The organism is Mesorhizobium sp. M0227, from assembly GCF_040321855.1.
GTDB lineage: Bacteria > Pseudomonadota > Alphaproteobacteria > Rhizobiales > Rhizobiaceae > Mesorhizobium.
Window position 1 is genome coordinate 208,086 of the sequence record NZ_JAMYSJ010000004.1, and the last position, 24,529, is coordinate 232,614.

A 24,529-nucleotide genomic window follows, 5' to 3' on the forward strand; every position below is an offset into this window, starting at 1 on the left:
AGAAGTGAGATAGTATCCTACTTGACGCCTATGGTCCAATCAGAGAGGAAGCTGGCTACTCTGCAGCTTCGGCCGTTTCCGTTTGCGCCGCCAATCCCAGCCATTGCCGGCAATCGGCGCGTGCGCGCGATGTGATGGCGTGACGCTTGGCGACGGTCTTGTCCTTGCCGCGCATGCGTTTGCCCTCGGTCTTAGGGGCTTCGACGGACGGGAACAGGCCGAAATTGACATTCATCGGCTGGAAGGAACGCTTTCCCGGCTCGTCATCCGAAACGATGTGGCCGCCTGTGATGTGGTTGAGCAGCGCGCCGAAGGCCGTGGTCAGCGGCGGCAGCGACGGCGCATGGCCGAGCCTTTCCGCGGCGGCGAAACGGCCGGCGAGCAGGCCGATCGCGGCACTCTCGACATAGCCCTCGCAGCCGGTGATCTGGCCGGCAAAACGCAGGCCGGGGCGCGACTTCAGCTGCAGCGAAGCGTCGAGCAAGGTCGGCGAGTTGATGTAGGTGTTGCGGTGCAGGCCGCCGAGGCGGGCGAAATCGGCGTTTTCGAGACCCGGTATGGTGCGGAACACGCGCACCTGTTCGGCATGCTTCAGCTTGGTCTGAAAACCGACCATGTTGTAGAGCGTGCCCAGCGCATTGTCCTGGCGCAGTTGCACCACGGCATAGGCCTTTACGGTCGGATTGTGCGCATTGGTCAGCCCCATCGGCTTCATCGGTCCGTAGCGCAGCGTCTCGACGCCGCGCTCGGCCATGATCTCGATCGGCAGGCAACCGTCGAAATAGGGCGTGCCTTCCCATTGCTTGAATTCGGTCTTCTGGCCATCGACCAGCGCCTGAACGAAGGCAAGGTACTGGTCCTTGTCCATCGGACAGTTGATGTAGTCCTTGCCGGTACCGCCGGGTCCGACCTTGTCGTAGCGCGACTGGAACCAGCAAATGTCCATGTCGATCGTGTCGAAGTGGACGATCGGCGCGATGGCGTCGAAGAAGGCTAGCGCATCGGCGCCGGTCGCTTCCGCGATCGACTGGGCAAGTGAGGGCGCGGTCAATGGACCCGTGGCGATGATCGCCTGGTCCCAATCCGCCGGCGGCAGGCCCGGCACTTCCTCGCGCTGGATTGATATCAGCGGGTGCGCTTCAAGCCTTTTCGTCACCGCGTCGGCAAATCCGTCGCGGTCGACGGCGAGCGCGCCGCCAGCAGGCACCTGGTTGGCGTCGCCGGCGCTCATGATCAGCGAGCCGGCCAGCCGCATTTCGGCATGCAACAGGCCGACGGCATTGTTGTCGGCGTCGTCGGAGCGGAAGGAGTTCGAACAGACCAGCTCGGCCAAGCTGTCGGTCTTGTGCGCATCGGTGCCGCGAACGGGCCGCATTTCATGCAGGATGACGGGCACGCCGGCCTCGGCTGCCTGCCATGCGGCTTCGGAACCGGCGAGGCCGCCGCCGATGATGTGGATTGGGTTTTTGCTCATGAACGCCGGAATAATCGCTTGGTGCGGCGATTGCAATTGCCGTGCGCGGTGCGGAGCAAACAGCTGCTGATCGGAGCGCCCCTGAAAACAACAACACCCGCCGGGGGAGGAGGTCCGGCGGGTGTCGTTTTTGGGGTCGACCCTCGGGAGGAGGTGAAGGCCGACCATATTCGTCATCGCCGGGGAGGAGGTCGGCTTTGACGAAAACTCTTTCGCTAATTTTGAAAGGGGCGAAACCCTTCTGGGGCCGGGAAACAGCGCCCGCCGCGGGAGGAGGTGCGGCGGGCGCCGTTTTGGTGGCCAACCTTCGGGAGGAGGTGAAGGTCGGACCTATTCGTCATTGCCGGGGAGGAGGTCGGCTTTGACGAAATCTCTTTCGCTAATTTTGAAAGGGGCGAAACCCTTCTGGGCAAATTTGATTTGCCCCGGGGAAACAGCGCCCGCCGCGGGAGGAGGTGCGGCGGGCGCCGTTTTTGTGGTCAACCCTTGGGAGGAGGTAAGGGGTGACCGTATTCGTCAAGGTCGGGGAGGAGGTCGACCCTGCCGAAATTCTGTCTAGATCGCCTGGCGGGCGATGATCTTGATTTCGTCGCGGACGATACCGAGATCATGCAGCTGGCGGTTGGAAAGGCGACCCAGCTCGGTAACCGTCTCGCGATAAACGCGCCAGTTACGATAGTTGCGGATCAGGTTCATTGTCGTTCTCTTTTTCAAAACTGGTTCGGACCATTCGCGGTCCGAAGAATTAGACCGCCTTGCGAGCGACGTAAGGAATGTCGCTGCGGCTGATGCCGAGGTCGGTCAGTTCACGGTTGCTCAGGCGGCTCAGCTCGGACACGGTGTCCCTGTAGCGGCGCCAGTTGCGGTAGTTGCGGATCAGGTTCATGGTAGTTCTCGTTTCGTCTTTCTTGCGGATCATTCCGTTTGTGTACGAACTATAAATAGGCGGACCCATATCGATTTAAAAGCGCTATGGCTGCATGGCAGCAATGCAAATTGTGCAATGCAGCATTAACGGGCGTTCACGGACCTGACACAAAGAAACCCGAATCGGAAAATGCCGCCGCGTCAACGATTTGACCGGATCGGCTGAAAAAAGACCAAACGTGGGGGAGACACAGCATGGCGAGCTATTCGTCGCGGGTCAGGGCGGATATCGCGCGCTGGCTGCAGGCCGGGCTGATCGACGCCGCCACAGCCGATTCGCTTTCGTGCAATGTCGAGGCCAACGCGCGCGAGTCGCTTAGCTTCGGCTCTATCCTGGCAATGATGGCCGCCTTGCTGTTCGGCGCCGCCATCCTGATTTTCGTCGCCGCCAACTGGGACGCGATCCCGCGCCTGGCACGCGTGGCGGCACTGTTTGCCGTCATCCTCGGCGGCTATGTCGGCGGCGCGGTGCTGAAGACCCGCGACCATCCGGCGCTCGGCGAAGCGCTGTGGATCGTGGCGGCCGCGGCTTTCGGCGGCTCGATCGCGCTGATCGGCCAGATGTATCATCTCTCGGGCGACGAGGCGTCTGCTCTGGTCACCTGGGGCGCCGGCACGGCGCTGGCGGCGGTTGCGCTGCGTTCGAATCCGCTGACGGTCGCTTCGGTCGGCATCGCCGATGCCTGGCTGTTCCTCAAAGGCTTCGACTACTACAGCCGCAGCGAATTTCCGCATGCCTTCGTGATCATGGCGATCGTGCTGTTTGCCGTATCGTTCTGGACCCGCAGCCAGGCGGCGCGCCACCTGATCATCCTGTCGGTTCTGTTCTATCTTGTGCTGCTCGTCACCAACCACGACACGCTGCAGGTGGCTATCCCGCTGGTCGTCGTCTCGGCGCTGCTGTTCGCGGCCTCGGTCTTCGCGCCGGATCCGGTCGACCGGGTCGTGCAGCTCGGCGGCCGCTTGCCCTTGCACGCACTGCTCGGCTTCCTCACCGGCCTCGCAATGATCCAGTTCGAACTCGCCGACGAGAGCACCTACAACAGCGGTTTTGCCCTCGCTTCGGTGATCGCGCTTGCCGGCATTGTCGCCGCAATCGTGCTGGCAGGACGGGAAAGCCGTGGGCTGCGCTGGTTTGCCTATCTTGGCTTCGCCTTCGAACTCGCCATCATCTATGTGGTGACCTTGCAATCGATGCTCGATACAGCCGGCTTCTTCCTGGCCGCCGCAGTGCTGCTCGGCATCCTTGCGATCGTCATCATCCGCGTGGAAAAGCGTATGAAAGGTCCAGATGCCAAAGGAGCCACGGCATGATCACCGGGAAAAGGCTTGTCATCTCGGCACTGCTGCTGGCGCTCGTCCAGATCGGCTTCCTGAGCTGGATCATCGCCGGCCGCGCGGCGATCCTGCGCAACGGCAAAGAGGTGCTTCTGAAGATCGAGCCCGTCGATCCGCGCGACCTCCTGCGCGGCGATTATATTATCCTGGGCTACGATATTTCGCGCATACCGGTGAAAATGATCGCCAACATTCCGCCCGACAAGTTTTCCAGCGACGACACCTCGATTGTCGTGCGCCTGAAGAAGGGCTCCGACGGCTATTGGCAGCCGACGACAGCCTGGTTCGGCAAGGCGCCGAAGCCGGCCGCTGCGGACGAGGCCGATATTTTAGGCCACATCGCCGAGGGCTGGGATCTTCGCGGCGAAGGGATGACCATCGCGCCGGACTATGGCATCGAACGCTTCTATCTGCCGGAAGGCGAGGGGATGGCGATCCAGAACGACATGCGGGTGCGGCCATTCGGCATCCGTCTTGCGCTCGCCGGCGACGGCACCGCGCAGATCAAGGCGCTGGTGGACGGCGACAAGACGCTGTTCGAGGAACCACTCTACTAAGTCCCTTATTTGCAGTGGTGTGAAACATGCCAGTTAGCCTGTCGACGCGTGAGGACATCAACCTCGACACTGTTTTCCGCGTCGCCTGGAAGAAGGACACGGTGGACATCGACGAGAAGGCCTTGCAGCGCATCGCCGAATGCCGCGCCTCGTTTCTCAGGCTGATTGAATCCGATCCGCCACCGGTCATCTATGGCGTCACCACCGCCATGGGAGAGCTGGCGAGCCGCAAGCTCGAACTCGACGAGCGGGATCGCCATGCGCGCATCAAGGCGTTTGCCGCCGCCACCTCGTTCGGCGATCCCTTGCCGGATCGCGTGGTCAGGGCGATCGTGCTTGCCCGCCTGACGAACTTCATCGAGGGCAACGCCGCCACCTCGCCACGCATCGCGCTTGCCGTGGCCGCAATGCTCAATGGTGGGCCGATGCCAACAGTGCCGGCCTCGGGCCAGGGCGGCGCCGGCGAAATCCTGGCGCTCTATCCGCTGTTTGCCGAGCTTTCGACGCGCTTCGATCTCGAGGTCAAGGAACGCGGCTCGCTGATCAACGGCTCGCCCTGCGCTGCAGCCCTCGTAGCGGACGCGGCGCTCGCGGCGCGCCGCCGGATCCGCATGGCGCAAAAAGTGTTCGCGCTGTCGATCGAGGCGTTTCGCGCCCCGCTCGAACACTATGACGCCGCCCTCGATACGCTCTGGGGTGATGAGCATGAGGCCGCGGCCCTGCAGGGTTTGCGGGAATTTCTGGTTGGCGCCGGCGATGGGCGACGCAATTATCAGGCGCCGGTCAGCTACCGCATCGTGCCGCGCGTCCTCGGCCAGGCGCATCGTGCGCTGTCGTCGGCCGAGCGGGCAGCCAATGTGTCGCTGGCCTCTATATCGGACAATCCGGTCTATATCCCGCCCGAAGATGCACATCCGCTCGGCCGCTGCATCTCGACCGGCGGCTATCACAACGCCATGGCGACGCCGGCGCTGGATGATCTGGCGGCGATATGGGCCGACATCTGCCTGCTTTGTGATCGCCACGCCTCCAAGCTGCTCAACGGCAAGGTGTCGCTGCTGCCCGATCTTCTGATGACCGGACGACACTCGGCCGACAGCGATGGCCACGGCAATGTCGGCTACGTGCCGATGGCGATCACCGGCTATCTCGAGCAGGCCAAGCTGGCGGCGCAACGTACCTTCATTCCGGGCACGGAATCGGCCGGTGCGGGGCAGGACGACGTCGCCACGACGGCATTCTTCGCATGGACCAAGGAAGCGACCGCCGGCCGCTGCGTCGATGCCGCCATGGCGATGCTGGCGATGATCGCCTCGCAGGCGCTGCACGTCACCGAACGGACGCCGCCGCCGGCACTGCGCTCCTTCGTCGATCAAATCAGAGCTATCGTGCCGCCTGTCGGTGCCGATCGTGTGCTGGGGCCTGAGCTTGCCAGGCTGGCGGAATGGTTCACACAGAAAGTGTTCGAGGCGTAGAGATGCCAACAAGCCCTGGCTGGTGAAATTGGTGCGCCTGAACGGATGAAATTCGAACCGGTCCTCCTTGGCCAAGGCTTCGGAGGACGCTCCTTTGTCTAAGCGGTGTCGCGCCTTCAGGCGACCCGCTTCAGGTCTTTGTCTTTGTGCATGTCGCTCTCCCAAAACCGAGGTCACTTTGGGCGACATGCACTAACGAGCTTCAGGTGGCTCGCCACTCGAAGCTCGAAGAGCGAAGGCTGGTGCGGACGACGGGAATCGAACCCGTACGATCAGAGATCGAGGGATTTTAAGTCCCTTGCGTCTACCAATTCCGCCACGTCCGCAGGCCAGCCCTTTTCAGACGCCTGACACAGGCCGTCAAGTCATGTTGTTGAGCGTTCGACGAACGTGCAAACAGACGGGGCGACTTGATGATACTGGCGCGATCACGGAATTATCGGCGGGGCGGGTAATGGTAGGATGCGTGTGGTGGATTTGATCTGCCAAGGCCGGCGCCTCTCAGGCCCAACCCATTCCCCCCGCCCACTGGGAGCGTCGGCCACCCTTCCATGAAAGAGCCTTTGAGTGGTTGCCTGGTCCGGCAGCGTCGCGATTGTGGCCCTGCTCAGAACTTGTAGCTCAAATTGATGCCTACCGTGTTGAGCTTCACGTTCTGATCGCGATCGTTGAAGGGTTCCGCCACGTCGTAGTGCTCGGAGCCGAAATCATAGTAGCGATACTGTGCGCCGACGACGAACTTGTCGGTCAACGCGTAGTCGACGCCGGCACCCACGGTCCAGCCGACATTCGTGCGCGTGCTGGCGAACGCCGGACCCGCGACTTGCGATGTTTCGATGCCGGCAAAGGCGACGCCGCCAATGCCGTAGACCAGCAGGCGATCCATGGCGTAGCCGGCCTTGGCGTTGACCGACCCGAACCACTTGATGTCGGTGCCGAATGTGCTTCCCAGCGCCGATACCGTCGTGCCGCCGACCGAGGAATAGTTGAGGTCCGCCTCGGCGCCGAGCACCGCCTGGTTGAACTGCAACAGGCCTGCGACATGGCCGCCGACAAAACCGCCGTCAATGTCGGGCGCGATGGAAAACGGCGCGCCTTCTGTCACCGATATATCGGATTGGCCCCAGCCATAGCCGGCCTGCAGACCAGCGTAGTAGCCGGTCCAGTCGAAGCCGGGCGCGGTCATAGGCACGTCGACCGTTGGGTCGGCTGCAAAAGCCGGCACGGCCAGAACGGCGAGAAAACCGGCACTTGCGACTATCAGTCGACGCATCGAACTCCCCAAACGACGATTCAGAAAGATCCTCGCCAGAAGGATAACCGCATTCGCCGCAATCGCAATCCCCCTGTCGCCGCACAGAATCCTCTATTTGTCGTCGATGAAGTCCAGCACAGCCTGGTTATATTCATCCGGCGCTTGCAGCATGGCGAAATGACTGGCGTTGGGCAGGATAATCAGCTTCGCGCCCGGGATGGCGGAGGCGATATATTCGGTGTGTTCGCGCTTGATCGCTTCGTCATGGTCGCCGGCAACGATCGCCGTCGGCGTGGTTATCTCAGCGAGCTGCTCCTTGGTCCACGCCGGCTCGGTCTCCCACATATGGCTCATCTGCGCCACGAAGGCGTCATACTGGTCCGGTGTTTTCGACATCTTCTTGTAGTCGCGGCCGGAGCGGTCGATGTAGGCGGCAAAGGTCTTGTTGGTCATCACGCCCGGATCGACGCCGTCGGTGGTTACGTTGGCGGCTTGCGCAAACAGCCTTGTCAGCCGCTCCGGATGATGCAGCGCGATGTCGATACCGATGATGCCGCCGTCGCTCCAGCCGACGAGCGCGATCTTGTCGATCTTCAGGTAATCGAGCAGCGCCAGATAGTCCGACGCCATCAAGTCATAGCCATAGGGCTGCTCGGTGCGGGTGGAGCGGCCGTGGCCACGGCTGTCGGCGACGATCACCTTGTGCGTCTTGGAAAGCGTGGCCACCTGGCTGGCCCAGATGTCGGCGTGGCCGAGGCCGCCGTGAATGAGGAGCACCGGGTCGCCCGCGCCGAAAACGGCGTAGTACATCTGGATGCCGTTCACCGGCGCATATCCGCTCTGATCGGGTTTGGGCATGGCCGCAGGCTCCGGCAAGGTCTGCCAACGTTCCTCGGCGGCGGCAAAAGCGCTCGAGGCGGCGAACAAGATGACGATGGCGAACACTTTCCAAAAACGGGTCATGTTTTTTCCCTCATATGGTTCGGTCCGCGGTCAGCATCGCCTTCCAGCCGGATTAGTCAACAAGCCCGGCCTGCGCGGCGTGTCGGACCGACGGCTCTGGCGGCGCCCGCCGACATTTGCGAGACTGGCCGTAACCGAGGAATCGCCAATGACGAAAGCAACGCCCACAAAACCCAGACCGTGGACCGAGATGGCGACACATCTGGTCGATGTCGCCATGGGGCGGAAGCCCGCTGACCTGGTCGTGCGCAACGGCCGCTGGGTGAACGTCCATTCGGGCGAGATCATCGCCGGCACCGACATCGCCATTGCCGGCGGGCGCTTCGCTTATTGCGGGCCCAATGCCAGCCATGCCATCGGGCAGGGCACCACGGTGGTCGACGCCGGCGGGCGCTATCTGGTGCCCGGTCTCTGCGACGCGCACATGCATGTCGAAAGCGGCATGGTGACGGTGACCGAGTTCTGCCGTGCCGTCATTCCGCACGGCACCACCTCGATGTTCATCGACCCGCACGAGATCGCCAATGTTCTGGGTCTGCCCGGCGTGCGGCTGATGCATGACGAAGCGGTCGCCATGCCCATCAACGTGCATGTGCAGATGCCGTCCTGCGTGCCTTCGGCGCCGGGGCTGGAACATGCCGGCGCCGAGCTGACGGTCGCCGATGTCGAGGAGGCGATGACCTGGGAAAACATTATCGGCCTGGGCGAAGTGATGAATTTTCCCGGTGTCGCCGCCAATGATCCTGTCATGTCGGGCGAGATCGCGGCGACGGTTCATGCAGGCAAGACGGTCGGCGGCCACTATGCCTCGCGCGATCTCGGCCTGCCGTTCCATGGCTATGTCGCCGGCGGCCCCGAGGACGACCATGAGGGCACACGCGCCGAGGACGCCATTGCCCGGGTGCGCCAAGGCATGAAGGCGATGCTGCGGCTGGGCTCGGCCTGGTACGACGTCGCCTCGCAGATCAAGGCGGTGACGGAGAGCGGCATCGACCCGCGCAATTTCATCCTGTGCACCGACGACAGCCATTCCGGCACGCTGGTCCAGGAAGGCCATATGGACCGCGTGGTGCGCCACGCCATCAGCCAAGGCTTGAAGCCGGTGACGGCGATCCAGATGGCGACGCTCAACACCGCCCAGCATTTCAGACTGGAGCGCGAGATCGGTTCGATCGCGCCGGGCCGGCTGGCCGACCTGCTGATCGTCTCGGATCTCGCCGCAATGACCATCGACGAGGTCTATGCACGCGGCGTCAGGCTGGCCAAGGGCGGCAAGCTCGAAATCGATATTCCGGCCTATGATTACCCGAAGACGGCGAAGAACACCGTCAAGCTTGGCAAGAAGCTGAAGGGCGGCGACTTCGATATCGTTGCTCCCAAAGGCGCCAACGAGGTGCGGGTGCGCGTCATCGGCGTCATCGAGAACCAGGCGCCGACGCGCGCGCTGGAGGCCGATCTGGCGGTCGAGGACGGGCTGGTCGCCATGGACCGCCGCAACGACATCTGCCAGATCGCGCTGGTCGAGCGCCACCGGGGCACGGGCGGCGTCACCAACGCCTTCGTTTCCGGCTTCGGCTATATGGGCGACTGCGCCATGGCGTCCAGCGTCGCGCATGACGCCCATCACATCATCTGCGTCGGCACCAACAAGCAGGACATGGCGCTGGCGGTAAACCGCCTGGGCGAGGTCGGCGGCGGCGTCGTGCTGTTCTCCAAGGGCAAGGAATTGGCGCTGGTCGAAATGCCGATCGCCGGCCTGATGTCGGACGAGCGGGCCGAGATCGTCGCGGCCAAGGCGGAGAAGCTCACCGAGGCGATGCGCAAGATGGGCTGTTCGCTGAACAACGCCTACATGCAGCACTCGCTGCTGGCGCTGGTCGTCATTCCCGAACTCAGGATTTCCGATGTCGGCCTGATCGACGTGACGACATTCCAGAAGGTCGATCTGTTCGTCTAGGATTGTTGATATTCAGGCCATGCCGGCCTGCAAGTAGCGATTTTCTGCGCTTCCGGTGCTCACGTACTTAAGTACGCTCCGCTCCGGTTCTCGAAAACCACCACTTTCGGCTCGGCCTGACCCGAATCTCAACAATCCTAGGGCCAATGTCGCCCGCTGGCTCACCCGCCGGTGGCGATGGTGAGCACCTTGAACGGCGTGGTGATGACGATCTCGGCGACCGAGCCGACGGCCTTTCCGAGGCCCTGGCCGAGATTGTTGAGCTGAGTCGGGACGGGCTCGTCCGAGGCAAGACCGGCAGGCGCCCGCAGCCGGTCGCCGAGCAGTTGCACCAGCATCGGGTTGTCGGCGAATTTGGCGTGGTTGAGGCGGTCACCGCCCTTGGCCTGGGAAAGGTCGACCACCGACACGCCATAGCTGGCGAGGTCGGCCGCATCGCCGTAATCGCCGACGCGCGGCTTATCGCCTGAGATCAGGGAGGACAGCTTGAGAGCCCGGTCATCCGCCGAGAGCAGGATGGCGAATGGCTTGTCGGGTTTGCCGTAACGGATCATCTGTTTCTTGAACACGTCGACATCGATGTCGGGCGAGGCCAGGATGACGTAGCCGAGTTTGTCGTCGAGATCTCGATCGCCGGTGATGGCAAGCTGGCGCAGAGCCTCCATGGTCACCCAGGTCCCCATCGAATGGGCGATGATGTCGATGCTCTTGACCTTGGTCTTGGCCAGCATCCTGAGCGTCGCCTCGAGGTCGTCGCGCGCTGCGTTGGCGCTTTCTTTGTCGTATATGTAACCCGTGGTCTTGCCGCTCGAAGCCCACGAGAACAGCACCGGCGTGCCGGGATATTTCGTGTCGTGGGCGATCTGCGTCAGCCGGTAGATGCCGTCGTCAAAACCGTTGTTGAAGCCGTGCACGAAAACCAGCGCACGGTCGCCGCGCATGGAAATGTCGGCGCCGACCGCCTTGGCGAATTGCGGCGCGCTTTCATAGAAGGTGACGTCCTTGGCGGTGAAATCCTTGGCCGGATTGCTGTTCGCGGATCCCTTGGCCCGCTCGATGGCGCCGACCTGATGGTTTTTCGGGACGGTGACGTCGACACGGGCAAAGCTGGTGGTCAGCGAGCGATCGCCATCGTACACCTGTCGCGGATCCTTGGTTGCCCTCTGGCGGGTAGTGGCGACGAAGATTTCATGCGTGGCCGCGATGTCGGAAGCGGGCACCGAGACCGTCGTCCTGTTGAGCAGGTCGTGCGTTTTCCCGCCGGCGCAGCCGGTGACAGCGAGCGTCAATGCAACGACGAGATAACTCTTCGAACGCATGGTCATACGCCGGCTCCCGCAAAGGGGGACGTCAAACGCATGACGTCGCTGGCTATTCCGATAAGGCCGGAGACCGGCGCGGTCCAGTTCAAAGTGAATCGATACATCCGCAGTGGTGAACAGGCACGGCGAAAACCGCGGGACCGCATCTATTGTCCAAGCAGGCCGATACGATCGGTCACGTCACGGTCGCTGGCAAAGCCGTCATCCTCGCGCAGCCGCTGGCCGATCATCTTCACCAGCGTCGGATTGTCGGCGAACTTCGTATGGTTGAAGCTGTCCGATCCCTTGACCTTGGACAGGTCGACGACCGTCACGCCATAGGAGGCGAGATCGGCGGCATCCTTGTAGTCGCCGACGCGCGGCCGGGATCCGGCGATCAGGCCGGAGAGCCGCAGCGCGCGGTCGTCGTCCGACAACAGCAGGATGAACGGCTTGTCGGGCTTGCCATAGCGCCGCATCTGGCTCTTGAACACGTCGACATCGATGTCGGGCGAGGCCAGCACCACGTCGCCGAGCTTGCCGCCGAGATCGCGGTCGCCGGTGATGGCCATCTGCCGCAGCGTTTCCATGGTGACCCAGGTTCCGAGCGAATGCGCGACGATGTCGATGCGCCGCGCGCCGGACTGCTCCAGCATCCTGAGCGTCACCTCCAACTGGTCGCGGGCAGCGCTGGCGCTTTCCTTGTCATAGACGTAGTCGGTGGTCCTGGCGCCCGATGCCCAGGAAAACAGCACGGGCGTGCCGGGATAGCCGGAATCATGGACGATCTGGGTCAGGCGATAGACGGCGGCATCGAAGCCGGTGTTGTAGCCATGCACGAAGACCATGACGCGGCCGCCACGCGCCGCGATGTCGGCGTTGAGCGCGCTGGAGAATTTCGGCTGCGTGTCGTAGCCGACGACCTCGGAAGCCATGAAATATTTGGCCGGGTCGTCCGACTTGCCGCGCGAGCGGCGCTCGATCTGGCCGGTCTTGTGAAGCCCCGGAACGGTGACGTTGACGCGGGCATAGTTCAGCGTCGCCGAGCGTTCGCCGTCGAAAACCTTGTTGGGATCGTCGGATTTCTTGCGCGTCGTGGCGATGAAGATCGAGTGGTTGCCGGCAATCTCCGTCACCGGCGCGGACACCATGGCGCTGCCCAGCAATTCCTGTGTTTGCTGGCCGGCGCAGCCGGAGACGAACAAGGCCAGGACAACGGTAAAAATCTTCTTCAAAGGCACGCCTGAATTTCCAACTCCGGCCGAAAGGCCTGTCTATCCTCACGATACCTCCCGGACAGGCAGAGTGCGGCAGAACTAAGTCATGTCCAGTCGAAATGTGATCGGCGCCCCGCTGCGGGCATCGCAGTGTTGCGCGAAAGCCAAAATGGCGGAAAACGCCTGCGTGATCCGCGCAATAAGCGCCGTCGCCGCCGGCCTTCCAATTCCCGCAGAGATAGCGATTTCAAGCCGCCCGGTGCGAGGGGGCATTAGAATGCACCCGCAAGTAGCTGAAAGTATTCCGCAAAATTTCCGCCCGGAAGGACGCACATGATGGACGATGGCGCCGCGTAGCCGGATATGCAATACGCGGGCTCGCGCCGCACCTTGTCCGGGCGCTCAACAACCGACGTGCGCGACCCGATCAATGATAGAGGTCCGCGGACAGCGTGCAACGCAAGGCGGCTTTCCCAAGGGTGGTTTCCGATGAACAGTTTCTCTTCCCGTGTTGCTGCCGCTGCCGCCGCGATCCGCCAGATCTTCCCTGAAACGCCGCTGCAGGAAAACGATTATCTGTCGAAAAAGACCGGTGCGCGGGTGCTGTTGAAGCGCGAGGATCTGTCGCCGGTCCGCTCCTACAAGATCCGCGGCGCCTTCAATTTCTTCCGCAAGACACTGGCGGCCGGCAACGAGGCTGAACTGTTCGTCTGCGCGTCGGCCGGCAACCACGCGCAGGGTTTTGCTTTCGTCTGCCGCCATTTCGGCAGGCGAGGCGTTGTGTTCATGCCGGTGACGACGCCGCAGCAGAAGATCGACAAGACCAGGCTGTTCGGCGGCGATTTCATCGAGATCAGACTGGTCGGCGATTTCTTCGACGACTGCTATCGCGCGGCCCTGGAATTCACCGACAGTTCCGGCGCCCATATGGTGCCACCCTTCGATCACAAGGACATTATCGAGGGCCAGGCAACCGTCGCCTACGAGATCGCAGACCAGATGCCGGGCGCCCGCATGCCCGATATCGTCATGCTGCCGGTCGGCGGTGGCGGACTTGCCGCGGGCGTTACCCATTATTTCGCCGATCAGGGCAGGCAAGCACGGTTCGTCTTCTGCGAACCGGCCGGCGCGCCGAGCCTGCGCGAGAGCCTCGCGGCGGGGAAACGGCTCAAGCTCGCCAAGGTCGACAATTTCGTCGATGGCGCCGCGGTGGCCGAGATCGGCCGCGAGCCGTTGCGTCATCTCAAGGATTTTCCGGCCGACACGGTGCGGCTGATCCCGGAAAACCGGCTCTGCGCCACCATGATCGAAATGCTCAACGTCGAAGGCGTCGTGCTGGAGCCGGCCGGCGCGCTGGCGATCGATGGGCTCAAGGATTTCTCCAAGAAGGAGATCAGGGGCAAGACCATCGTCGCCGTGGTTTCGGGCGGCAATTTCGATTTCGAGCGGCTGCCGGACGTCAAGGAACGGGCGTTGCGCTTCGAGGGGCTGAAGAAATACTTCATCATCCGCTTTCCGCAGCGGCCCGGCGCGCTGCGAGACTTCCTCGAACTGCTCGGGCCCGACGACGACATCGCCCGTTTCGAATATCTGAAGAAATCGGCGCGCAATTTCGGTTCGGTGCTGATCGGCATCGAAACCAGGGACCGCCGCAATTTCGATCTGCTCAAGGCGAAGTTCGAGGCCGAGGGCGTCCAGTATCAGGACATCACCGACAACGAGACACTGGCCGGGTTCATCATATGAGCGATCGGGATCAAATGATTGATCCGGGAAAAATCTTCGTCGCGCTGTTTTCCGGCATCAATGTCGGCGGCAATCGCATCGTCAAGATGGCGGAGCTGCGGTCGTTCTTCGAGGGGCTCGGCTTCTCCGATGTCGCCACCTATGTGCAGAGCGGCAATGCCGTGTTCCGGGCGAAAGAGGGCGAAGCGGTCACGTTGACGAAACAGATCGAAGCAGCCTTCGAGAAGAAATGGGGTTTTTATTCGCGCATCATGGTGCGTGATCTCTCGTGGTTCGAGCGGCTGGTGAACGAAAACCCTTACCCGGAAGTTGCCGGGGACCATACCAAGCTGCACGCCTATGTGCTGGAGCGCGAGCCGACAGCGGACGAGGTGGCGCGGCTGACCGAAAAGTGCACCGGCCCCGAACGCTTCGAGATCAAGGGCGATGTGCTCTACTTGCACGCACCGGACGGGCTGGGCAAATCGGTGTTTGCCGGGCTGATCCCGCGCACGCTGAAAGTGCCGGGTACCGCACGCAACTGGCGCTCGGTGCAGGCGCTGCTGGAGATGGCTGCTCAGGCCGGTGGGAAGTAAGTCGCCGCCTAAGCTGCCGGAGCGGGTTTCCAGTCGAAGGTCAGCTCTTCGCGGAAAGCAAAGCGCTTGATGTGATCGGCGACAACGCTTTCCAGGCGCTCGATCGATCCTGCTTCGTCGGTCGACACCGTGATATGCAGTGTCGCCGCATCGGCATCCATGACGGTACGGCCCATTGAGAGATCGATGGTGCCGTGGGTGGGATCGAACTCGACCGGGAATTTATGCGCCCAGTGCTTGCACAGCTGCTGCAGGTAGCGGCTGGCATGTTCGGTGGCGACGTCGGCATGGCTGGTCGGCATGGATTCTCCTGGGCAAGCGCCTGTTGTGTGGCCGGGGCACCGGCCCAAGCCTGGCGCCTCAGCCGGACAGATAGGCGCCGCCCCTGAAAAACCAAACGGTACCGGGCTCATCAGCCTGGTATTGTCCGCTCAAGACAGCGTGATCGGCTACCAGCTTCCGGTGTTCGCCATCGAAGCCCAGGGCTCCGCCTTGGCCTTGGCCGGGCCTTTCTGCAGAAGCTCGATCGAGATGCCGTCCGGCGACTTGACGAAGGCCATGTTGCCGTCGCGCGGCGGCCGGTTGATGATGACGCCATTGTCCATCAGGTGCTGGCAGGTGGCGTAGATATCGTCGACCTCATAGGCGAGGTGGCCGAAATTGCGCCCGCCCTTGTAGTCTTCGGGATCCCAATTGTAGGTCAGTTCGACCAGCGGTGCCTTGTCGGCGATGCCGCTTTGCTCGTCTTCCGAGGCTGCGAGGAAGATCAGCGTGAAGCGGCCCTGCTCGTTTTCGTAGCGGCGCACTTCCTTGAGGCCGAGCTTGTTGCAGTAGAAGTCGAGCGAGGCATCGACGTCGGTGACGCGGATCATGGTGTGCAGATAGCGCATGTGATTTCCTCGATAAATTGCGTTGCGGCGCAACATAGGGTCGGCCCTGTCAAAGGGCAATCGTGCGGCGGTGCGCAATGCCGGCAAAGAACAAATCCGGTATTGCCCAAATGAACCGTGAAAAAAGGCACGGCAGGTCTTGCACAGACCGGAAGCCGCAGTGTTAATCTGTTGGCAAGAATCAGTTGCGGTGTTCTTGAAAAGAGGGGGCATTCTTATGGGGGAAAAGGCCTCTTTCATGGGGCGGGACGGACCCCTTGGCGACGCCCCGCAGCGTGACGAAGGCGGCGACGCCGCCGACCTGCGAGAAATTGCCGGCGCCATCAAGTGGTTCGATGTGGCCAAGGGCTATGGTTTCATCCTCCCGGATGACGGCATTTCGGGCGACATCCTCCTCCATGTGACATGTCTTCGAAGGGACGGCTTTCAGACGGCCCTGGAGGGCGCGCGCGTGGTCTGCCTTGTCAAACATGGCGACCGCGGATTGCAGGCCTTCCGGGTGCTCTCCATGGACCTCACCACCGCGGTCCATCCGGCCGAGATGCAGGAGCAGCGCACCCATGTCGCGGTGACGCCGGAGAGCGGTCTCGAACGCGCCTTGGTGAAATGGTTCAACCGCACCAAAGGGTTTGGTTTTCTCACCCGCGGCGAGGGTACCGAGGACATCTTCGTCCATATGGAGACCTTGCGCCGTTACGGTATCACCGAGCTTCGGCCGGGGCAGGTCGTGCTGGTTCGTTTCGGGCGCGGCGACAAAGGCCTTATGGCCGCCGAAATTCACCCCGATATGGGGACCTTGCCGGTCTCGCATTAAGGCGTTTCCGGCCGAGGATCTCGAATGGCTTACAGGAACTGGCTGACCGCGGGCGCGATGTGCGCGATTGCCTTCATCGCCGCCGCCGGTGGTTACTTCTATTCCGAAAAGCCGACCTCTGCGGACAGCCGGGCGATGATCCTTCCGGCCGATCCGGCGCCATTGGTCGTGGTGACGAAAGGCGGTGATCGCTCTTTTTCCATCGAAGTCGCCGACACCGCCGCGGAGCGCGAAGCCGGTTTGATGTATCGCCAGGACATGGCGGACAACCACGGCATGCTGTTCGTCTTCGAGGTTCAGCAGCAGGTTGGCTTCTGGATGCACAACACGCCAATGTCGCTTGATCTGATTTTCGTCGGCCAGGATGGCAAGATCCGGGCGGTCAAGCACGGCGAGCCGCAATCGGACGCCGTCATTTCGCCCGGCGTACCGGTGCGCTTCGTGCTCGAGCTCAAGGCCGGCACTGCCGCCAGGAACGGCATCGAGTATGGCGACCTTTTGCGCCATCCGGCCGTGGGCACGGTATCCGGCCCCGGCATGCCACCAGCCGACAATGGCGATGCGCCAAATGGCGGTGGCGGTTGAGCACACAGGCGGGATCGCAGATGCAGTCTTTCACCCATGACGGCTTCGAGCTTGCCTTCCTCGACCGCCAGCCGGCATCGGGCGAGGGCGATCCGGTGCTGATGATCCATGGCTTCGCCTCGAGCCATTATGTCAACTGGGTATCGCCCGGCTGGTTCAAGACGCTGAACGATGCCGGTTACCGCGCCATCGCCTTCGACAATCGCGGCCACGGCTCGTCGTCGAAGAGCTATGAGGAGGCCGACTACACGCCGGTCAAGATGGCTTCCGATGCCGCTGCCTTGCTCGGCCATCTCGGCATCGAGCGCGCCCATGTCATGGGTTATTCGATGGGCGCCCGCATCGCGGCGTTCATGGCGCTGTCCGATCCGGACAAGGTGGCGACGCTGGTCTTCGGCGGTCTCGGCATCGGCATGGTCGACGGTGTCGGCGATTGGGATCCGATCGCCGCCGCCCTGCTTGCCGAAGATCCAGCCGCGACTACCCATCCGCGCGGCCGGTCGTTTCGCGCCTTCGCCGACCAGACCCGCAGCGATCGCCGTGCCTTGGCCGCTTGCATCGCCAAATCGCGCGAATTGCTGAGCGAGCAGGATATCGCGCGCATCGCCCAGCCGACGCTTGTCGCCGTCGGAACCACCGACGACATTGGCGGCTCGCCCGACGAGCTTGCAGCGTTGATGCCGAACGCCAGCGCCTTTCACATCGAGGGCCGGGATCATATGCTGGCCGTCGGGGACAAGACCTTCAAGCAGCGCGTGCTGGAGTTCTATGCCGAGAATCCGCTCTGAGCGGACGGCGAGGGACGCGGGACGTGACTGCCCTCAGCCTGTGGTGAGAGCCGCCAGCGACCGCGCCATGTTTTCCCGGGCCTGCCGTTCAAAGCGTTGCCGGAATTCCTCGGTGTGGAAAATGTGTGGGCGGGCGAGGAAATTCTTCAGCACCGCACTGCGTCCGGCTCGCCACATCGGCTCCTCCACCCAGTGATACTCGCGCCGCACGGCGCGCTCATAGGCGTCGAAGGCGTCCGGCGCGGCTCCCAGGATCGACAGGTCCATATCCAGAAAAAGACTTGCGTCCCGTGTGGCCGCCGCGTCGTCGAACGGCGGCACCTGGTGCGTGGCGGTGGCGACGATCATTGCCGAGATGCGGTCGAGACGTGAAGGATCCGCGCGGCCCGCCAGCTCTTTCTCGGCAAGGGCCGCACTTTGCGCCTCATTGTCCTTGGCCTTGCTGTCGTAGATGGCATCGTGGAACCAGATCGCCGCTTCGATCGCCTCGGGGTCGCCGAGCAATTCTCGACAGTCGCCAGCGAGCGCCAGCATTGCCTCGATATGGGAAAGGTTGTGATAGTGGCGGCCTGGCGCCCGGTAGAGAGCCGAAAGCTCGCTTTTCAGCGCGTCGTCGATCAAGGGTTCGTTTTCCATGGCTGCTTGAATTCCCGCGAACCAAATCCATTTGACAAAGCACTAAGGAAAATTGAGTTCAATCGTGCTATGATCTGGCTTATATGTGCGGCCAGGCAACAGGCAAGCACTACAGGCAAGCCAGGCAGGACGCAGGACCAGACGGCGATGAACAGCATCAGCATTTCCCGACACAGCGCATTGAAGCCGGTCGATCCGATCTGGCGTTCGATCCGCGACGAGGCCATGGAGGCTGTCAACCGCGATCCGCTGCTCGCTGCATTCCTTTATTCGACCATCCTCAACCAGGACAGCCTGGAGGAGGCGGTCATTCATCGGCTGGCCGAGCGGCTGGCGCACCAGGACATCGGCTCCGATCTCATCCGCCAGACCTTCAAGTCCATGCTGGCCGACGACAAGGAGTGGCCGACGACGGTGCGTGTCGACATCCAGGCCTATCACGATCGCGATCCGGCTTGCGACCGCTTCATCATGCCTGTGCTCTATTTCAAGGGTTTCCACGCCATCCAGACCCATCGGCTGGCGCATTGGCTGTGGAACCAGGGGCGCAAGGATTTCGCGCTCTACCTGCAGAGCCGCTCGTCCTCGGTCTTCCAGACCGACATCAACCCGGCCGCCCGCATCGGCAAGGGCATCTTCATCGACCACGCCACCGGCCTCGTGGTCGGCGAGACCGCGGTCATCGAGGACGACGTGTCGATCCTGCATGGCGTGACGCTGGGCGGCACCGGCAAGGCCGGCGGCGACCGCCACCCCAAGATCCGCTATGGCGTGCTGATCGGCGCCGGCGCCAAGATCCTCGGTAACATCGAAATCGGCCATTGCTCGAAGATCGCGGCCGGCTCGGTGGTGCTGTCGCCGGTGCCGCACAACAAGACGGTTGCCGGCGTGCCGGCCCGCGTCGTCGGCGAGACCGGCTGCGATCAGCCGTCGCGCCAGATGGACCAGCTTCTACCGTCGCAGACGATGGATCAGGTCGTCAGTTTCGACATCTGATTTTCACGGCGCCGCCGTCTGCTGTCGAATTCCGGCCGCGGGCAGGAGCGGGCGGTTGTCTCGCCTTATCAGGCCGCTTGCCTTTACATCGCCATTGTCGACGTGCCAGAAGCGCGTTGAACGAGCAAGCCCGATGATCGGAGAAGACTGTTGAAGCCGGACGAAATCAGAAAGCTGGACGCCTATTTCAAGCGCGTCTTCCAAAACCCCAAGCTTGAGGTCAAGGCACGGCCGCGCAAGGATGATTCGGCCGAGGTCTATGTCGGCGACGAATTCCTCGGCATCGTCTTCAAGGACGAGGACGACGGCGATTACAATTTTTCGATGGCAATTCTCGACATCGATCTGGCCTGAGCCAGCAAATCTTGCGGTCGGTCGGCTCATGCGGCCGGCCAGCCGGTTCCCTCGAAGCGTTCTTAGCGTCCCGCCTTCAGAACGCGCCCGGCTTCAGTGGCGATTGCCGCGTCGAGCGCCTGCCAATCGCCCAAAAACTCCCTTGGGAAGCGATAGGTGAGGCTGAGTTCGTCGCCGACCTGAATGTCGCGCTCGCAAGGCGCCAGCGATTGCTCGGCACTCGGCCCGCTCAGGCAACGGGCCACGAACGGCTCCTTGCCGGGGCGATTGCCGACAACCAGCACCTCGTTCAGATAGCCTGATTTCTCGTTGAAACCATAAATCATCGTGCCGCCAGGCCCGGCAATGCCGGGTCGGGTGATCAACGCGCTGTAGATCGGCGTGAAGCGGCCACTCATGTCACGCGACATCATCTGCTGTTCGAAGGACAGAAAGACGACGCTCTTGACTGTGCCCGTGTGGTTGAAATCGTTGCGCGCCGGCTCGCTGTAGCCGTCCATCTGGGGATAGCGCAGATAGAGGTCGAGCCGCGAGGCGATGCCGTCGCGCCGGGCTTGGGCGAAACGGATGGCGTTGGCCGGGACCGTGATGACATTGTTGCCGATCACCACTTGGTGCACCGTTGCGTCGTCGGTGTATCCGGCCATGGCGATCGAATGGCCAAACCATTTGCCGGCAAGGCTGATCGCTGCCGAAAGCAGGGCCAGCGCCGCGAATCCGTAGAGCACCCGCTTCATCAGCCTGGAATCGACCACGGTGAGTTCGTTGGCGAGCGCTGCCTGCTTCATCTCAGTCCTCGGATCTCGGGCGGCCCGTCCGCCTCCAGTGTCCCTGGGCGGCACACATCGCACGGCACGGCTCTTGCAGCCTGCATGGAACGACTGTGCAATTTCATGGTAAATGGAAAGTTAAGATGGGACCGCTGGAACTCACACTCTTTGCTTTTGCCGTCGGGTTGACGGCCTGTGGGCTGGCCGGATCGGCTATGGAACTGGCGTCGGGCCGCAAGGTCGCCTTCACCGAACCCTATGTGTCGCCGTCACATGTCTTGCGCTCGCTGCTCGCCACGGCCTGTGCCGGACCCTTCATGCTGGTCAACGATGCCATCGATGCTCGGCGTCAACGCCGCATTTCAACGTTGGCGCTGATGTCCTGCGGCTGCACGGCAATTGCGTGGACCTTGGCGCTGGGCGTCGTCGTGCTTGCCATTGCCTCATGGACGGTCCGTCTCCTAGGGTTCGAGCTGCCAGGCTGAGACGATTCGGAGACCAGAAATGCCGCTTTATGCGATCGATGGAACAGAGCCCAGCTTCACCGATGCTGACTCGAACTGGATCGCGCCCGATGCGACGCTGATCGGCGACGTCAGGGTCGGGCGCAATGCCGGCTTCTGGTTCGGCGCCGTCATCCGCGGCGACAACGAGCCTATCGTCATCGGTGCCGACACCAATGTGCAGGAACATACGGTGATGCACACCGATCCCGGCTTCCCGCTGACGATCGGGGAGGGCTGCACGATCGGCCACCGCGCCTTGCTGCATGGCTGCACGATCGGCGACAACAGCCTGATCGGCATGGGCGCCATCGTGCTGAACGGCGCGAAAATCGGCAGGAATTCGCTGGTCGGCGCCGGCGCGCTGGTCACAGAAGGCAAGGAATTCCCGGACAATTCGCTGATCGTCGGCTCGCCTGCCAAGGCGATCAGGGTGCTGGACGACGCGGCCGTGGCAAGGTTGCGCGGCTCGGCGGCGCACTATGTCGCCAACGGCAAGCGCTTCAAGGCGGGATTGAAGAAGGTCTAACGAGCAGCCTCCGCCAGAAATGGCGGAGCCGGCCCGGGGACGGGGCCGGCTCCTTTCCCGGGGTGGTGGGGTCGGGGTTGGGGGGGGACTCGACCGGGTTTCTCCTGAAGCGCCTCGCATTCACGCGGCGCGCTTGAGCTCTGTTCTAGCGGACGCTGGCGACCGCGCCGGAGCGGCCGTCATTGATCGTCACCCAAACGCCGGAATTCTGGTCCGACTGGCGCTTGAGATAGGTGTAGTCGGTGTCCGTCCAGGACAGGACCTTGGTCTCGAGATTGTCGAGGATGAATTCTCCGAGGCTGGTGCGCACGGTCAGCACCGCGTGGCCGTCGCCATTCGGCTGGCGCGCCACCGTCATCAGCAAATTGCCGGCCGGCACGCCCGCATCCATCAACTCGCGGCGCTTTTCCAGCGCGTAATCCTCGCAATCGCCATAGCCATTGGCCGGATAGGCCCAATATTCCTCGACACCGTAGTTTTCCATGTCGGTGCGCGGCTTGATGCGGGTGTTGACCGAATTGTTGATGTTGACGATCGTCGCCCACAGTTTGCGGGTCAGTTCGACCGGCGCACCCTTCGGGGTCCGTTCGCTGCATTCGCCAGGACTGCGCTGGCAGAACTCATAATGACCGACAGGCTGGGTGGTGCGTCCGCCGGTGTGCATATAGGTCGGTCCCGCGGCATATGCTGATCCCCAAGCGGAAAGCTGCATCGCCATTGCCACCAGCAACAGCTTGCCCCTCGTTTTCTTCATTGTTGTAGTCTCCCCGTTCGAAGGAGACATTGCCACATGTGGATTTATTTGACGCAAAAGCGCGAAGTAGATATTGAGTAAAACTCCAGTAGAATAAAAATAAAATTTGAATCATTTGAGTATTAATTCGTTTGGATCTTGAGGCGCGAATCTCGGCGCGCGGAGGGCTCCCAAGCCCCGCCTAAAGTGGGCTAAGCATGCCGGTCATGGCGTCGAAAACAAAAAACCGGCCACAAGGGCCGGTTTCCTGGAGTGTCGCTGTCGGGCCTGCTCAGGTGCGTGGCGTGTTGAATTCGGAATCGAGCGTTTCGGGGCGCTGGATCACAGCGAATTCGATGGCGACGCCGTCCTCGAAATGACGCACGACCTGCCCGCGCATGGTGCCAAGCATGACCTGGATGCCGATCGCCGGTTTGACGTCGATCTCGACCGCGGCGCCGGAGAGCGAAAGGTCGATGATACGGCACTGGTACTGGCGGCCGTCGGTGAGCTGCAGCACGCTGGTCGGATTGCGCGGCGCGACGCGCTCGTGGCGGCGATCTTCCGGCAGGTCGAGTTCATGCTTGTTGGCGAGCCAGGTCAATTGCGCGGCCAGCTTGTCCTTCTTGCGATCCGACGCGATGACGGTCATCGCGAAACCGTCCTGCAAGGTGCGCGTGACGACACCTTCGATGCGGCCGATATGATCGATGTAGGCAATGATTTTTTCGCCGGGCATGCCGATGCGGTCGGTGCGAAACGCGACGTTGCCCGGTGACATGTCGACGACCTGGCAGGGGTGTTCGGTGCGGTCTTCCAGCATGAAGCGTCCGTAGATTTTGACCCGGACGCGCTGAAAGTTACGCCTTTCAGCTTGGGACGGCGCATAGTCGACCGCCGCTGACCTCATGACTGCCTATACCCCGTTTGGCATCCCGCGCGCCGATGCGAGGAACTTCATCAGAGAAGTACAACAAAGCGGGTTAACAAAGGGAAAAAGCGGGCGCTCCAAGGTTTCCTTTTTGCAGGCCGTGGTGCCAAAACAGCGGCGCGGTTTTGGGCGACGTGCATCAGGCCGCAAACGGACTATTCCTCGCGCCCGCCATCGAAGACGACGAGATGGCGGATGCGGCGCGCCCGGCCGAGCGCCGAGATCGTCTCGGGTGCTCCAAGTTCATCGGGAACGAGCGAGGGAACATCGATCGCCGGGCGGTTGTTGAGGAGCTCCTTCTCCGGATCTATGACGCGGATCGAATCGATCAACGCGTCGGTGATCGGGTCGGCACCCAGCCAGAAGGGCTTCTCCACGGCGCTGATGACGCCCAGGCAGCGTGGATTTTCGACGCCGCCGTCAAGCGGCAGGGCAAGCAGTTCGAACTTGTTGGAGCGCCCGTTGCGGCTGAAGCCCTCATAGCTGATGAGCACGACCGACTTCTGCTCGAAGACGCCGTGGATCAGCCGCGAGACGAGCCGTTGATCCTTCTCACGCCACAGCGACGGAAAGGAAAACCCTTTGAGTTCTCGGCCGTAGCAGGCGCAAAGCCTGGTGCCGGCGAGCCGGAATACGGCTTGCCCGCGCGTGTCCCGCTCCAGGATAAAGGTGTCGGCCAGCAGCGACTTGATGTCGGCCGGCTCGACCTCTGAACGCTTCGGGGCAGGGCGTCCGTCACGCAGACGGTTCCAATATTGGAACAGCGTGATCGATCCATTCTGGTTCATGCTATGCTGCTCCGCGCATTCTGTCGTCTGATGTCCCATCGGTGAACAGAAGGGCGCCCTCCGATGACCTACATGCGTTGCGGAGCAGGAAGCGTGCCAGCGTCGTTAACACTTGTTCACGGGTCGGGGCCGTTAAGGTTAACAAGTGGTTTACGTTGCGTCGAAGCGAGCCCCGTGGCAAACAAAAACCACTCCAGAAGCGGTCGTTTCGCGACGATCGGCAGCACTTCAGTCAGAGTTTTAGGGGAGCAGGGGGCTCGACCAGCCGTTCAGGGGAAACCTTGAACGGCTTCTTTTTTGATTCGCGCCAGGCGATTCGGGGTTAACGGCGGGCGTGTATTTCTACCTGCCGACAAGTGCTGGCAACCATCCCGGCGGTCGCTAAGGCGGCATCGTCCGATCGCTATGCGACGAAAAATCTGCGTTC

27 protein-coding genes and 1 tRNA gene are annotated in these 24,529 nt (G+C 62.3%); 13 read left to right on the top strand and 15 right to left on the bottom strand.

The annotated features are described in order from the left end of the window. Positions 1–55: 55 nt before the first annotated feature. The 3 genes from trmFO to NKJ00_RS08420 form a co-directional block, all read right to left on the bottom strand. Entirely contained in the window at positions 56–1,474 is a 1,419-nt protein-coding gene (trmFO, locus tag NKJ00_RS08410) for a methylenetetrahydrofolate--tRNA-(uracil(54)-C(5))-methyltransferase (FADH(2)-oxidizing) TrmFO (RefSeq protein WP_352629424.1), read from the bottom strand. 555 nt (positions 1,475–2,029) lie between these two features. Beyond that, a complete protein-coding gene (locus NKJ00_RS08415; protein ID WP_013531314.1) occupies positions 2,030–2,170 on the bottom strand; it encodes a DUF1127 domain-containing protein in 141 nt (46 codons plus the stop codon). A 49-nt stretch (positions 2,171–2,219) separates the two neighbouring features. Next, positions 2,220–2,360, bottom strand: coding sequence for a DUF1127 domain-containing protein (locus tag NKJ00_RS08420; protein WP_013531315.1), 141 nt, complete (start codon positions 2,358–2,360; stop codon positions 2,220–2,222). A 236-nt stretch (positions 2,361–2,596) separates the two neighbouring features. Between NKJ00_RS08420 and NKJ00_RS08425 the strand changes: the two genes are divergently transcribed. The 3 genes from NKJ00_RS08425 to NKJ00_RS08435 are packed head-to-tail and all read left to right on the top strand — an operon-like array spanning position 2,597 to position 5,771. Then, positions 2,597–3,715: a DUF2157 domain-containing protein gene (locus NKJ00_RS08425; RefSeq protein WP_352609627.1), complete on the top strand. Its 1,119-nt coding sequence runs from the start codon at positions 2,597–2,599 to the stop codon at positions 3,713–3,715. Next, the gene (locus tag NKJ00_RS08430) at positions 3,712–4,296 is read left to right on the top strand and encodes a GDYXXLXY domain-containing protein (RefSeq protein ID WP_352439912.1); all 585 of its coding nucleotides are present in this window, start codon (positions 3,712–3,714) and stop codon (positions 4,294–4,296) included. Before NKJ00_RS08425 ends, NKJ00_RS08430 begins: the two co-directional genes overlap by 4 nt. 26 nt (positions 4,297–4,322) lie before the next feature. Further along, complete coding sequence (locus NKJ00_RS08435) at positions 4,323–5,771, top strand: aromatic amino acid lyase (RefSeq protein ID WP_023812169.1); 1,449 nt, start codon at positions 4,323–4,325, stop codon at positions 5,769–5,771. A 240-nt stretch (positions 5,772–6,011) separates the two neighbouring features. On the opposite strand, the gene NKJ00_RS08440 is transcribed toward NKJ00_RS08435, so the two are convergent. From NKJ00_RS08440 to NKJ00_RS08450, 3 genes are all read right to left on the bottom strand, one after another. After that, positions 6,012–6,097: transfer RNA gene (locus NKJ00_RS08440), tRNA-Leu, on the bottom strand. 281 nt (positions 6,098–6,378) lie between these two features. After that, positions 6,379–7,044, bottom strand: coding sequence for an outer membrane protein (locus tag NKJ00_RS08445; RefSeq protein ID WP_352439913.1), 666 nt, complete (start codon positions 7,042–7,044; stop codon positions 6,379–6,381). A gap of 93 nt (positions 7,045–7,137) precedes the next feature. Next, positions 7,138–7,989: an alpha/beta fold hydrolase gene (locus NKJ00_RS08450; RefSeq protein WP_352439914.1), complete on the bottom strand. Its 852-nt coding sequence runs from the start codon at positions 7,987–7,989 to the stop codon at positions 7,138–7,140. Between the two features lie 148 nt (positions 7,990–8,137). Here NKJ00_RS08450 and ade point away from each other — a divergent pair, with 148 nt between their 5' ends. Further along, the gene (gene ade / locus NKJ00_RS08455) at positions 8,138–9,946 is read left to right on the top strand and encodes an adenine deaminase (protein ID WP_352609629.1); all 1,809 of its coding nucleotides are present in this window, start codon (positions 8,138–8,140) and stop codon (positions 9,944–9,946) included. A gap of 161 nt (positions 9,947–10,107) precedes the next feature. Here ade and NKJ00_RS08460 read toward each other — a convergent pair whose 3' ends face one another. After that, positions 10,108–11,271, bottom strand: coding sequence for an alpha/beta hydrolase (locus tag NKJ00_RS08460; RefSeq protein WP_352609630.1), 1,164 nt, complete (start codon positions 11,269–11,271; stop codon positions 10,108–10,110). 143 nt (positions 11,272–11,414) lie between these two features. Next, a complete protein-coding gene (locus NKJ00_RS08465) occupies positions 11,415–12,488 on the bottom strand; it encodes an alpha/beta hydrolase (RefSeq protein WP_352609631.1) in 1,074 nt (357 codons plus the stop codon). Positions 12,489–12,953: 465 nt separating this feature from the next. Here NKJ00_RS08465 and ilvA point away from each other — a divergent pair, with 465 nt between their 5' ends. Together ilvA and NKJ00_RS08475 are read left to right on the top strand one after the other, a co-directional pair. Next, the gene (gene ilvA, locus NKJ00_RS08470; RefSeq protein ID WP_352609634.1) at positions 12,954–14,210 is read left to right on the top strand and encodes a threonine ammonia-lyase IlvA; all 1,257 of its coding nucleotides are present in this window, start codon (positions 12,954–12,956) and stop codon (positions 14,208–14,210) included. Between the two features lie 14 nt (positions 14,211–14,224). Next, positions 14,225–14,785, top strand: coding sequence for a DUF1697 domain-containing protein (locus NKJ00_RS08475; RefSeq protein ID WP_352609721.1), 561 nt, complete (start codon positions 14,225–14,227; stop codon positions 14,783–14,785). A gap of 8 nt (positions 14,786–14,793) precedes the next feature. Here NKJ00_RS08475 and NKJ00_RS08480 read toward each other — a convergent pair whose 3' ends face one another. Then, positions 14,794–15,087 (bottom strand): DUF2218 domain-containing protein, encoded by a 294-nt coding sequence (locus tag NKJ00_RS08480; RefSeq protein WP_127415469.1) that lies wholly within the window; start codon positions 15,085–15,087, stop codon positions 14,794–14,796. A gap of 147 nt (positions 15,088–15,234) precedes the next feature. Then, a complete protein-coding gene (gene gloA / locus NKJ00_RS08485; RefSeq protein WP_127332092.1) occupies positions 15,235–15,675 on the bottom strand; it encodes a lactoylglutathione lyase in 441 nt (146 codons plus the stop codon). A gap of 238 nt (positions 15,676–15,913) precedes the next feature. Here gloA and NKJ00_RS08490 point away from each other — a divergent pair, with 238 nt between their 5' ends. Genes NKJ00_RS08490 through NKJ00_RS08500 form a run of 3 tightly spaced genes read left to right on the top strand, consistent with a single transcriptional unit; the run spans position 15,914 to position 17,862 of the window. Further along, on the top strand, positions 15,914–16,489 hold the full coding sequence (locus NKJ00_RS08490) for a cold-shock protein (RefSeq protein ID WP_352609724.1): 576 nt from the start codon (positions 15,914–15,916) through the stop codon (positions 16,487–16,489). 24 nt (positions 16,490–16,513) lie between these two features. Beyond that, entirely contained in the window at positions 16,514–17,074 is a 561-nt protein-coding gene (locus tag NKJ00_RS08495; RefSeq protein WP_352609635.1) for a DUF192 domain-containing protein, read from the top strand. Between the two features lie 20 nt (positions 17,075–17,094). Further along, positions 17,095–17,862: an alpha/beta fold hydrolase gene (locus tag NKJ00_RS08500; protein ID WP_164780029.1), complete on the top strand. Its 768-nt coding sequence runs from the start codon at positions 17,095–17,097 to the stop codon at positions 17,860–17,862. Positions 17,863–17,895: 33 nt separating this feature from the next. Here the strand turns inward: NKJ00_RS08500 and NKJ00_RS08505 are convergent, their stop codons facing one another. Next, a complete protein-coding gene (locus tag NKJ00_RS08505) occupies positions 17,896–18,498 on the bottom strand; it encodes an HD domain-containing protein (RefSeq protein WP_352439923.1) in 603 nt (200 codons plus the stop codon). Between the two features lie 147 nt (positions 18,499–18,645). Here NKJ00_RS08505 and cysE point away from each other — a divergent pair, with 147 nt between their 5' ends. Beyond that, a complete protein-coding gene (gene cysE, locus NKJ00_RS08510) occupies positions 18,646–19,494 on the top strand; it encodes a serine O-acetyltransferase (protein ID WP_352609639.1) in 849 nt (282 codons plus the stop codon). Between the two features lie 150 nt (positions 19,495–19,644). Then, positions 19,645–19,848 (top strand): DUF3126 family protein, encoded by a 204-nt coding sequence (locus tag NKJ00_RS08515; protein ID WP_013531334.1) that lies wholly within the window; start codon positions 19,645–19,647, stop codon positions 19,846–19,848. Between the two features lie 62 nt (positions 19,849–19,910). Here NKJ00_RS08515 and NKJ00_RS08520 read toward each other — a convergent pair whose 3' ends face one another. Next, positions 19,911–20,636, bottom strand: a complete 726-nt coding sequence (locus tag NKJ00_RS08520) for a hypothetical protein (RefSeq protein WP_352439924.1) — start codon at positions 20,634–20,636, stop codon at positions 19,911–19,913. Positions 20,637–20,761: 125 nt separating this feature from the next. Between NKJ00_RS08520 and NKJ00_RS08525 the strand changes: the two genes are divergently transcribed. Together NKJ00_RS08525 and NKJ00_RS08530 are read left to right on the top strand one after the other, a co-directional pair. Then, the gene (locus NKJ00_RS08525) at positions 20,762–21,103 is read left to right on the top strand and encodes a DUF6949 family protein (protein ID WP_352439925.1); all 342 of its coding nucleotides are present in this window, start codon (positions 20,762–20,764) and stop codon (positions 21,101–21,103) included. A gap of 19 nt (positions 21,104–21,122) precedes the next feature. Continuing rightward, positions 21,123–21,650: a gamma carbonic anhydrase family protein gene (locus NKJ00_RS08530; protein WP_352609640.1), complete on the top strand. Its 528-nt coding sequence runs from the start codon at positions 21,123–21,125 to the stop codon at positions 21,648–21,650. Between the two features lie 145 nt (positions 21,651–21,795). Here the strand turns inward: NKJ00_RS08530 and NKJ00_RS08535 are convergent, their stop codons facing one another. The 3 genes from NKJ00_RS08535 to NKJ00_RS08545 all read right to left on the bottom strand — a co-directional run bounded on the left by NKJ00_RS08535 (position 21,796) and on the right by NKJ00_RS08545 (position 24,102). Further along, positions 21,796–22,404 (bottom strand): transglutaminase-like cysteine peptidase, encoded by a 609-nt coding sequence (locus NKJ00_RS08535; RefSeq protein ID WP_352609642.1) that lies wholly within the window; start codon positions 22,402–22,404, stop codon positions 21,796–21,798. A 271-nt stretch (positions 22,405–22,675) separates the two neighbouring features. Continuing rightward, on the bottom strand, positions 22,676–23,293 hold the full coding sequence (locus NKJ00_RS08540; protein ID WP_023812149.1) for a PilZ domain-containing protein: 618 nt from the start codon (positions 23,291–23,293) through the stop codon (positions 22,676–22,678). A 176-nt stretch (positions 23,294–23,469) separates the two neighbouring features. After that, positions 23,470–24,102 (bottom strand): PAS domain-containing protein, encoded by a 633-nt coding sequence (locus NKJ00_RS08545; protein WP_023812148.1) that lies wholly within the window; start codon positions 24,100–24,102, stop codon positions 23,470–23,472. Positions 24,103–24,529 lie beyond the last annotated feature (427 nt).